The 10,119-nt window shown below is 37.1% G+C and carries 9 protein-coding genes; 3 read left to right on the forward strand and 6 right to left on the reverse strand.

The window, feature by feature from the left end; all coding sequences use genetic code 11:
- The first annotated feature begins 709 nt into the window (after window positions 1-709).
- Window positions 710-1,123: a DUF4332 domain-containing protein gene (locus H1P_RS02335; protein ID WP_144863760.1), complete on the forward strand. Its 414-nt coding sequence runs from the start codon at window positions 710-712 to the stop codon at window positions 1,121-1,123.
- Window positions 1,124-1,534: 411 nt separating this feature from the next.
- Here H1P_RS02335 and H1P_RS35645 read toward each other — a convergent pair whose 3' ends face one another.
- On the reverse strand, window positions 1,535-1,681 hold the full coding sequence (locus tag H1P_RS35645) for a hypothetical protein (protein WP_186375798.1): 147 nt from the start codon (window positions 1,679-1,681) through the stop codon (window positions 1,535-1,537).
- Window positions 1,682-1,816: 135 nt separating this feature from the next.
- Between H1P_RS35645 and H1P_RS02340 the strand changes: the two genes are divergently transcribed.
- Complete coding sequence (locus tag H1P_RS02340) at window positions 1,817-3,361, forward strand: mercuric reductase (protein WP_144863763.1); 1,545 nt, start codon at window positions 1,817-1,819, stop codon at window positions 3,359-3,361.
- Window positions 3,362-3,406: 45 nt separating this feature from the next.
- Here H1P_RS02340 and H1P_RS02345 read toward each other — a convergent pair whose 3' ends face one another.
- The 4 genes from H1P_RS02345 to H1P_RS02360 form a co-directional block, all read right to left on the reverse strand.
- On the reverse strand, window positions 3,407-4,372 hold the full coding sequence (locus H1P_RS02345; RefSeq protein WP_342799519.1) for an o-succinylbenzoate synthase: 966 nt from the start codon (window positions 4,370-4,372) through the stop codon (window positions 3,407-3,409).
- Between the two features lie 29 nt (window positions 4,373-4,401).
- Entirely contained in the window at window positions 4,402-5,277 is an 876-nt protein-coding gene (gene crtR, locus H1P_RS02350) for a beta-carotene hydroxylase (protein ID WP_144863767.1), read from the reverse strand.
- A gap of 149 nt (window positions 5,278-5,426) precedes the next feature.
- A complete protein-coding gene (purE, locus tag H1P_RS02355) occupies window positions 5,427-5,951 on the reverse strand; it encodes a 5-(carboxyamino)imidazole ribonucleotide mutase (protein ID WP_144863769.1) in 525 nt (174 codons plus the stop codon).
- A gap of 35 nt (window positions 5,952-5,986) precedes the next feature.
- Window positions 5,987-7,219, reverse strand: coding sequence for an inorganic phosphate transporter (locus H1P_RS02360; RefSeq protein WP_144863771.1), 1,233 nt, complete (start codon window positions 7,217-7,219; stop codon window positions 5,987-5,989).
- A gap of 232 nt (window positions 7,220-7,451) precedes the next feature.
- Between H1P_RS02360 and H1P_RS02365 the strand changes: the two genes are divergently transcribed.
- A complete protein-coding gene (locus tag H1P_RS02365; protein ID WP_144863773.1) occupies window positions 7,452-8,195 on the forward strand; it encodes a 2OG-Fe(II) oxygenase in 744 nt (247 codons plus the stop codon).
- A gap of 123 nt (window positions 8,196-8,318) precedes the next feature.
- On the opposite strand, the gene H1P_RS02370 is transcribed toward H1P_RS02365, so the two are convergent.
- The coding region (locus H1P_RS02370; protein WP_144863775.1) for a DUF4114 domain-containing protein at window positions 8,319-10,119 on the reverse strand (1,801 nt) is incomplete at its 5' end.

The following is a 10,119-nucleotide window of genomic DNA, read 5'->3' on the forward strand; positions in this document are numbered from 1 at the left end:
TCTTGCAGGAGGGTTTCCCTCCGTAGAGAACTGTCTCAAGACGGCTCTCTGACCAAGAGCATTTCCTCCCGTCAATAAAATCAAGGATTAGGAGGAGGTAAGAGGTAGGTTTTTGAAAGAAGCTTCAACTTTTTCCAAAAACTTTCCCTCTTCAAAGAGGAGGCTTGTACCCCCTTTTTCTTGGTCGAAAGTTTAAAAGTTAAAAGTTATGTTTGGGATGTTTTAGATATCTTGACCGATACTTGCCACCTATATCCAGCAAAAAGGAGAATTTTGTGATTGAATTACTTTTCTCTTCTACGCTTTATCTTAGTGTGACTTTCGCTCTCTCAATCTCATAAAATTCAGCGTCAAACTCATAGAAAAGCTCATAAAAAAACTATTGTTCCTCTGGGTTTTCAATTTTGAGAAATGTCTACTAAGTTAGATATGTTAGTCTCAAGATAGCGGTTTGCCTTTGGTAGCACTGCCACTATCGCTCTAATAATAATCAATCTTTAGAAAAGCCTCCTAATTTTTTTGCTCCTAACCTAATCCTGTAGGGCTATAAGTAGGTAAGCAAAATTATTTGTACATTAATGAAGTGTCCTCACATTCATCTTTTCCCCCCCCGCTCCCCTGCTTCCCCTGCTCCCTCTGCTATGCCAAAATACACAATTAATTATGCCCAGGTACTTACTGGATAACTTCATTCACCAACGCCAAAAAAATGCAACTTCGTTACTGGGAGATCGCTCTTATACCAGGATTGAGTACCAAAGAACAAGAATTACTCAGCCAAAATGGGATAAAAACAACTAGAGATTTATTAATGAATAGCCAGACACCTCAAGCAAGAAATCTTTTAGCAAATAAGTTACAACTGCATATCAAACACATCAATAAATGGATTGCACTAGCAGATTTAGCGAGAATTCCTAGTGTGGGGTATCGATATTGTGGCTTACTATTACATTCGGGGATTGCTTCGACGAGGCAATTATCTCAAACACCATTACAAAGAATACATCCGAATATCAAACGTCTTTATGTCGCGACAATGCAACGTCAGGATTTAACTCCTTCTGTATCCCAGGTCAAAAAATGGATTGAAGAAGCAAGATTGCTGATGATGAATCGGTGATTAATCTTAATAAGCGATCGCCTCGTTGCCTGCTACTCTGTAACTGAGATGATTATAGAACGAACTTTTCAGAAAACAAATTCTTTATTTTACTGAAGTAACTGGGTATTTCTCTTCATTACACACCCAAGCTAAAATCACCAAGAGATTTTCTCCTGATTTACAAAATAAGATATATAGAAGCAATCTACCAAAAACGGTGATTCGTCCTCAAAGTATTATTCAACCAAAACCAGATTGAATAATACTTTTGAATTTAAAGATTAAATACTCGTCAATTAATAATTTATGGGTAAAAATTATAATTTAAGTTATTTGTAGTTCAATTCTAAGCTTATTTTAAGCTAATCTTGACATTATAGTTGTGTCGATTAAATTAAAGATAAATCCACAACTAAAAGCAATGGAAAATCAGAAATTTTCAAGACGAGAAATCTTAACTATTATCGGAATGGCGTTAACTGCTGTACCAGTAATAGCACAATAAATCGCTAGTAGTAGTGAATTTAACCCCAAAGCTTTACTGCGTAGTAATACTTTATCTTGAATTAAAAACATAGAATTTTAAGAGTGTCTTTGTTATTAGTTACACAGCGCTCGATAATCAATTGGCTACTAGCAACGAGCCTAGTCAAATAATACACCACACTAAATTAACTAAATACAATTAACAACTAACAACTAACAAAAATAATGAATATTCAAAAACACGCTACAACTATTACTCCTTTAGACAAATATAACCAAGAATTATTAAATAATGTCCATCCTTCAGATTGGATTAATCCCACTCCCGCAGAATTGTATGATTTAGTAGTAATTGGTGCTGGTACAGCAGGATTAGTTACCGCCAAAGGTGCAGGGGGTTTAGGCTTAGGTTTAAAAGTGGCTCTTATAGAAAAACATCTCATGGGAGGAGATTGTTTAAATGTTGGTTGCGTCCCTTCCAAATGCTTAATTCGTTCTTCTCGCGCTGTCGCAGATATGCGTGATGCTGGATCTTTAGGGGTGATTCCTCCCGAAGAGATTAAAATTCACTTCCCCACAGTGATGGCGAGAATGCGTCAAGTAAGAACAAAAATTAGTCCTGTAGATTCTGCTATGAGTGCTAAGAAAGTAGGTGTGGATGTTTTTTTTGGCGAAGCTAGTTTTACCAGTAATGATACTCTTACTGTAAAAGGGCAAACCCTAAGATTTAAAAAAGCGGTAATTGCTACGGGTGCAAGAGCAGTCAAACCTCAAATACAAGGTTTAGAATCAGCAGGATATTTAACCAATGAAACGGTATTTTCTTTAACCGAACTTCCTCCCAGATTAGCAGTTATTGGAGGAGGTCCTATTGGTTGTGAATTGGCACAATCTTTTCAGCGTTTAGGTAGTCAAGTTACTTTATTTCATCGTGGAAATCATATTTTAAATAAAGAAGATAACGAAGCAGCCGAAATAGTACAACAGGCTCTTATTAAAGATGGGATTCGCCTAATTTTAGCCTGTCAGATGTCAGGAGTGGAAAAAACGGCTGAAGGTAAGATAATTCACTTTAGCTGTAATGGAAAATCAGAATCAATTGTAGTAGATGAAATCTTAGCAGGTGCAGGAAGACAACCCAATGTAGAAAGCTTAAATTTGGAAGCTGTAGGCGTGGAATATGACCCTAGAAAAGGCGTTATTGTTAACGATAACTTACAAACCAGTAACCCCAAAATTTATGCAGCAGGAGATATTTGCATGAATTGGAAGTTCACCCATGCAGCAGACGCAGCAGCCCGCATTGTCTTAAAAAATACCTTATTCTCTCCTTTTGGCTTTGGCAAATATAAATTAAGTGATTTAGTAATGCCTTGGGTAACATATACCCATCCTGAAATTGCCCATGTAGGAATGTATGAAGAAGAAGCTCAAGCCAAAGGCATTGATTGTAACACTATCAAAATTGATTTTGATGATGTAGACCGCGCTTTAGCAGATGGTGAAACAGAAGGTTTCTTGAAAATTTTCCATAAAAAAGGCTCTGATGAAATTTTAGGCGCGACGATAGTAGCTTCTCATGCAGGAGAAATGATTAGTGAAGTAACTACCGCTATTGTCCATAAAATAGGCTTAAGTAAGATGTCTAGCGTCATTCATCCTTATCCTACTCAAGCTGAAGCGATTAAAAAAGCTGCGGATACTTATCGTCGTACTTTGTTAACTGAAAATACGAAAAAACTTTTAGGTATACTAACTAAGTTTTCTTGATTTTATTTGTGGTAGGTTAAGAAGCATTTATTTTGAGAAAATTTCTTAATAATTGCTAAACCAAGGATCGAGACTAAATCCGACTGCGCGATCGCGCAGCGCCTCGGCAGAGCCGAGATCGCAATTTCCTAATTCTAAAGCTAATTGTAGAGCAACTTGGCGACCAATAGATGTTTCAAAAACCGAAGAGAATACTAAATCTAGATCGTGTTGCTGGCAAAATTGACGTAAATGACTGGGGAATCCAGCGATCGCCGATTTAATCACAAAAACATCGCGCCAACCTTTTTCGTAGCAATCTTTCAATTGGCTAATGGTAGCGACAGATTCATCTAGTGCTAAAGAAGTGCTGTATGTTTCTTGAAGTACCATCATTTCCTGAAAATTTGATGGTGGTAAAGGTTGTTCGATAAATTCTATCATTTTGTTATTTTCAGTGACTTCTAACCATGCTTGAGCTTGCTTAATAGTTAACCCTCCATTGGCATCCAGTCTTAGTCGAGCATTATGGGGTAATTTAACGAGCAATTTTTTGAAAATAGCAATTTCTTGGATTGTTTCATCAATACCAATTTTCCATTTAAATGTGGGGTTGCTAGACTTATTCTTTAACTGATATTCTTGCTCTAAAACTTGCTTACCTGTGGGTAATAAGTAGCAGTAATTCAATGAATTTTCGTCAACTTTTTTTATTTCTTGATTAAAACTTAGTAAAGCAGACTCAAAGCCAAATTGACAAGCTGGTAAGGTAGTGGGAATTTTTGTAATTATTTCTGAAGTTATAGTGTTTCCCTGTTGCTGACAAAATTGGGCTGCTTCTGCGGTGTCTTCTGAGCCAAACCAAGGAATAGGCGCAATTTCTCCTTGAGCAATTTTTCCTTCAGAATTTCTGAGGGTAATAATTATACCCTCACGTACTTTCCAAACTCCGTGGCTTGTACGCAAGGGCTTTTTAAATTTACGCCGATAAGGCTTAAAGTGGAAATGGTATTGATTACTAATGGTAATTATCTCTGTTACTTATTACATGGTTAATAACTTTAGTGTTTGCCAAAGCGAATACCTAAGAAAATATCGTACAGAAAATTCCAAAAATTTTTGCCATCAAATAAACCCAAAGATTGTTCGCATCCTTTTGCATCTAAAAGAGATTTAGTCGCATAATAGGCTGGCTGATACCGATACCAAGGTATAGATGGCCAAAGATGATGAACTAGGTGATAATTTTGACCTAATATTAAAATATTTAAAATAGGACTAGGGTAAACTCTAGCATTTTTCCAGCGATTGCGTTCTTTAAATGGTCTATGAGGTAAATAATCAAAAAATAGTCCTAGAGCCATTCCTACTACTAAAGCAGGAACAAACCAAAAATTCATTACATAACCGATAAAATCGTAATGAATTGCGACTAATACTATTGTAACCAAAAATAAACGGCTGAGAAACCACTCTAATAGCTCATATTTGCGCCATAAGCGTCTTTTAAAGAAAAATATCTCATGGTAAAAAAAACGGGCTGCAATCATCCATAAAGGACCGCCTGTAGATACAAAATGATCTGGATCGTTTTCTGGATCGTTGACATTACCGTGATGTTGTAAGTGTACCCGTGTAAATACAGGAAAAGCAAACCCCAACATCAAGGCACTGAGATGTCCCAAAATTGCATTCACAATTCGATTACTGTGCGCGCTGTTATGAGAAGCATCATGAATAACTGTTCCTGACAAATGTAAAGCCAGAACATTGGCGATGAAACAATACCACAAAGAAAAATTTCCGACGAAATAACCCCACACCGAAGAAGCTATCAGCATCAGAGCTACTGCTGTCATCAAGACAGTGAGATTAAAGCCTCCATGTGGCTTGAGGTACTCTTTGGGTACTGTTTGCAGCTTCTGAGCCAACTGCATCGTGGTCTTTGCTCCTTACTTTAAAAAACATACATCTTTCCTCGCGTAGTTTACACTACATTCTGCTTGGGGTAAAGATTTGTAACGTAGTCTCATTTTATATTGAGGTCAGACAAAATTAAGATGCTTTTGGTTTTTTTCATACTTTCTTACATTTGAGTTAAGTATTTCTGATAACCCAACTCATCTAATTTTTGCTGTTTGTTCAACACAGTTTGAGCTAAGTCTTGACGATATTCACTGACTTTCTCTAGCAGTTCTGGTATGTGGGAAGCAATTATTTGTATTGCTAATAAGCCAGCATTTTGAGCATTGCCGATGGCTACTGTAGCTACAGGTATTCCTCTGGGCATTTGCACAATAGAATAGAGTGAATCTAACCCTTGAAGGTTTCGTGTGGCAATAGGTATACCAACCACGGGTAAAGGTGTCAGAGAAGCCACCATCCCTGGTAGATGAGCAGCACCACCAGCACCAGCAATAATTACTTTAATGCCTCTTTTATGAGCATTATGGGCATACTCTACCATCCTTTGAGGTGTGCGATGGGCAGAGACAATAGCTACTTCATGGCTAACGGCAAATTGTTCGCAAATTTTAATAGCTGCTTGCATAGTAGGTAAATCGGAATCGCTACCCATAATAATGCCAATTTCAGGTGTGGTTTTACTCATGATGAGAAATCAATTTTATAGTTGAGAATTTAATGTCAATTTAAAAAATTTAAACTGTTAAGAATCCTAAAAATAACTGCACCTAAAATAGCAGCAGCAGGAAGAGTAATTATCCAAGCTAGTACAATAGATTTAATGGTACTCCAGTCTACAGAATCTCTATTTTTCCATAAACCAATACCAACAATACTACCAACTAAAGTATGAGAAGTAGAAACAGGTAAGCCAATTCTAGAAGCTAAAAGAATAGTGGTTGCTGTGGCAATTTCGGCACAAAAACCCGTACTGGGTACAAGAGAAATAATATTTTCACCGACAGTGGCAATGACATTTTTACCTTGCACAGCTAAACCTAAAACAATACCTAAACCACCAATTACTAATATCCAAAAAGGAATGGGAATATTACCAAAAGGAATAGTATTAGTATCGTATACATAAACAATAGCAGCTAAAGGAGCGATCGCATTACCGACATCGTTCGATCCGTGAGCAAAAGCAACAAAACAAGCACTAATTACCTGAAATTTCGCCATTACAGTCTCTAAAGCTAAATTATCTTTATTTTGCAGTATTTTGAGTTGTTGCCAACCATAGGTAGTCACAGAAATTGCAGCAACTCCACCCAAAGCCAATGATAAATCGTGGCGAGGAATAGTTAAGCTCTCAAAAAGGGAAGATTGCCAAAATTTAGGAAAAACTATTGTTCCAAAAATTGCTACTAAGCCAGCACTTAACCAGGGAATCCATTCTTGTAATCTGATAATAGATTTACTCTCAAAAAGCGATCGCCATAAGATATTATAAAAGATAATGGCAACTATTCCACTTAAAATGGGAGTAGAAAGCCAACCTAAACAAATTTTACCAATACTTGACCAATCTACCGCATTTTTGCCCATTGCCACCCAACTAAAACCAGCAATTGCTCCTACCACAGCATGAGAAGAAGCCACTGGTAAACCTTGGGAAGTGGCAATTTGCAACCATAAACCACAGGAAATTAATACCGCAATCATCCCTGTAACAAATATTTGAGGTTGAGTGACAAATAAATCGGGATTTACTACTTTACTGGCGATAGTAGCGGAAACTTCTCTACCAAAGATTACTGCTCCTGCAAATTCTAAAATACCTGCGATTATGATAGCTTGAGTAAGAGTAATTGCTTTTGAACCTACAGATGTCCCCATTGAATTGGCAACATCATTTGCACCTAAATTCCAAGCAACATATATGGCGAGACAAGCTAGTAAAAAAATAGTCATTAGAAATTGGGTATTAGAAATTAGTAACTGGTAATCGGAAAACTAGAAGAGAATTAATAAATTTATGATTAGACGATCGAGTATAACTCCATATACTATGAAACTAAAAATCAAAATCAAAAAAATTAAGTATAAGTAAGAGTATTTTAAACAATATATAATTAATTGAATTAAAAAATCCACCAAAAGTATTTGATTTATTTTCTATTACTTGAATTTTGAAATTAGTCTAATGATAGATTTTATTAATATTTATGATAGTGCTTTAGATCGAAGAATTTGCGATCGCATCATTGAAATGTTTAATAGTAGCTCGCAGAAAAAGTCTGGAGTTACAGGACAGGGATTAAATTTAGAAAATAAACAAAGTGAAGATATTGCTATTTCTTTACAGCCAGAATGGACAAAAATTAACCAGGTAATTACACAAATTACTTTGGGTTATTTAGTAGATTATATGCGCTGTTACGCTCATCTATTGACAGGAGTATTGTCACCGCAAGTAAAAGATACCAAAACAGGGAAAAATGTTGCTTTAAAAGTAGAAGATATTGCGCATCTTAGTGATAAAGCGATCGCTAAAATTATTGCTCGTCTCTACTATTTAGGAGTTGTTAATGCACAAAAATATGATAAAGGAATAGGCGGTTACTATCATTATCATTCAGAAATATATCCCGATCTTCATAACAATCTAAAAACAAATAATAGCAATAGTAGTGAGAGTTTACATCGTGTTTTACTTTTTATGTATTATCTCAATGATGTTAGTGAAGGTGGTGAAACAGAATTTTATTATCAAAAACGTTTGATTACTCCCCAAGCAGGAAGATTGGTAATTGCACCAGCAGGATTTACCCATACCCACAAAGGACATATTCCTTTATCCGATGATAAGTATATTTTGACTTCTTGGGTTTTGTTTCAACCCGCAGAATATCTTTATAGCGAATTTGATTCACCAGAACATCTTTGACTTTGAATCAGTTACTCGATCTCGGCTTTTGGCGATCGCTGATTATTGGAGAGGAAGGCGAAGACACAACTGACCATCTGACAGTAATTTTAATTGGACAACCAATGTGAAATCATCGTCATTTTACAAGGTAAAGTTGCCGTCGATCTGAAACACAAAGTCATCGTAATCAATATCTCCTCCTCCATAAAGATCTTCAAACCCAAACGTATTGTCACCAAGCAGGCGTAGATGATCTACTCGATCCCGATTAGTACCCACATAAGCAAAATAAGCAAGGGAGCCAGCATCTAACTGATTATTTGGGTTAGTGGCGAGAAACTGCTCTGGAGTTCCGTCAGCAATGATATAAGGAGCTAGGATAACTCCACCCTCTAGCTGCATTGCCACATTTTCTGTGTCTCGGTTAAGGACTAAATCGAGGCGTTGTCTGATAGCTGTTTCGGCATAACCAGGAGCATCAGGCGCAATTAATTGTCCTGTTAAAGAATCTCGGATCGCTCCTTGCTCATTTTCAATCACATATAAACCAACAGAATTATCGTAATTGGCAGAGGTAAATGTGGTAAATTCGACTTCTACCATACCAGTTTGATCGCGCAGGTCAAGTAATTCTCGTTCTGGTTTTCCTTGTAGCCCTGTTACCGATGGTAAGGCTCGATCGCTTATCTGAACTCCCAGTACTAAATCATCAAAATCTGCGTCACCGCCATTGACTAAGTCTTCCCATGAAAGAGTAAACCCGTTATTGTCTAGCTCTGATATTTGTGAATGGTCAAAATTATCTGTATTACCTGTAGAAGTAGTAAAGAATACATCTGGTAAGGTTTGTCCGACAGCTAAATTAGCCATAACAGTATCAACAGTACTGTTAGAAACCAGCAAAAATCCCAGATGTTCTTGACTATTGAAGCTTAGTTGACGAGTGGCAATAAGATCGGGAAAAACAGTTTCAGGAAGTGCAGAAAAAACCACTTCTGCTTTGTCAATCGCAGCTTCTAAATAGCCAGTTTGCTCTGGTGCAATGCCATCAATTGTACCGCGCTCATCATCCACAACAAATACAGCAATTTCGTTGATATAATCGGCTTTGCTTTCTATGAGGTTGAATTGTAATGAGACTTGCTCGTTAGTACCAGAAAGAGCAAAAATTTGATGGTCGTTTTGCATAATGCTAGAAGGTTCAAAAGCATTGATGCTCAACTCAAAAGTTTCCCTAGCAATTCCGCCGTTGCCATCATCAGCTGTCACTTCAATAGTAATTGCGCCTACATTTTCTGCTGTGGGTGTACCGCTAAATGTCGCTGTATGGGCATCAAACTCAAGCCAATCAGGTAAAGGATTGCCGTTTGCCAAAGTAGCAGTTAATGTTAACTCGTCTCGATCTTCATCGCTAAAAGTATTATCTGCTAAGGTTAAGCTTAACTCCTCATCTTGATTAATAGTTTGGTTGTCAATCGGGTTCGTGACTGTGGGATTATGGTTAAACATTCTCACAGTGGTTGCAGCAAATGCACTGTTGCTACTTGGTGTGTCTCCACTATTAATCACAAATTCGATTCTACGAGGTTCAGTGTCAGGATTTTCTGCCGTATTGTTATAACTAACTGTCCGTAGAACTTGTTGATAGTTGGCAATAGTATCTGTTCCATTTAGAGTGAGAATACCAGTAGCACCGTCATAGTTAGAAGTTATTGCTGTGTTGCTAGTATCGGCTGTGAGGATTTCGCGATCGCCATCTAAGAGGTTGACAATTTCGATGGTTGCACTGGCAATCTGGGATGAATCAGCAGATTCTACAGTCAAGCCACTGTCTACAATGGCAATAGTTTCTCCTTCAAAAATAGGATTTAAATCAACGTCTGCATTACTGCCATTCAAGTCTAGGGTTAAGTAGGCATTGCCAAATACTACATAGCTTTTG

The organism is Hyella patelloides LEGE 07179 (genome assembly GCF_900659865.1).
Lineage (GTDB): Bacteria > Cyanobacteriota > Cyanobacteriia > Cyanobacteriales > Xenococcaceae > Hyella > Hyella patelloides.

What these genes read in the sequence shown, in the direction of transcription:
- H1P_RS02335 (WP_144863760.1), top strand. Translation starts at nt 710, where the DNA reads ATGCAACTTCGTTACTGGGAGATCGCTCTTATACCAGGATTGAGTACC.
- H1P_RS35645 (WP_186375798.1), bottom strand. Translation starts at nt 1,681, where the DNA reads ATGTTTTTAATTCAAGATAAAGTATTACTACGCAGTAAAGCTTTGGGG.
- H1P_RS02340 (WP_144863763.1), top strand. Translation starts at nt 1,817, where the DNA reads ATGAATATTCAAAAACACGCTACAACTATTACTCCTTTAGACAAATAT.
- crtR (WP_144863767.1), bottom strand. Translation starts at nt 5,277, where the DNA reads ATGCAGTTGGCTCAGAAGCTGCAAACAGTACCCAAAGAGTACCTCAAG.
- purE (WP_144863769.1), bottom strand. Translation starts at nt 5,951, where the DNA reads ATGAGTAAAACCACACCTGAAATTGGCATTATTATGGGTAGCGATTCC.
- H1P_RS02360 (WP_144863771.1), bottom strand. Translation starts at nt 7,219, where the DNA reads ATGACTATTTTTTTACTAGCTTGTCTCGCCATATATGTTGCTTGGAAT.
- H1P_RS02365 (WP_144863773.1), top strand. Translation starts at nt 7,452, where the DNA reads ATGATAGATTTTATTAATATTTATGATAGTGCTTTAGATCGAAGAATT.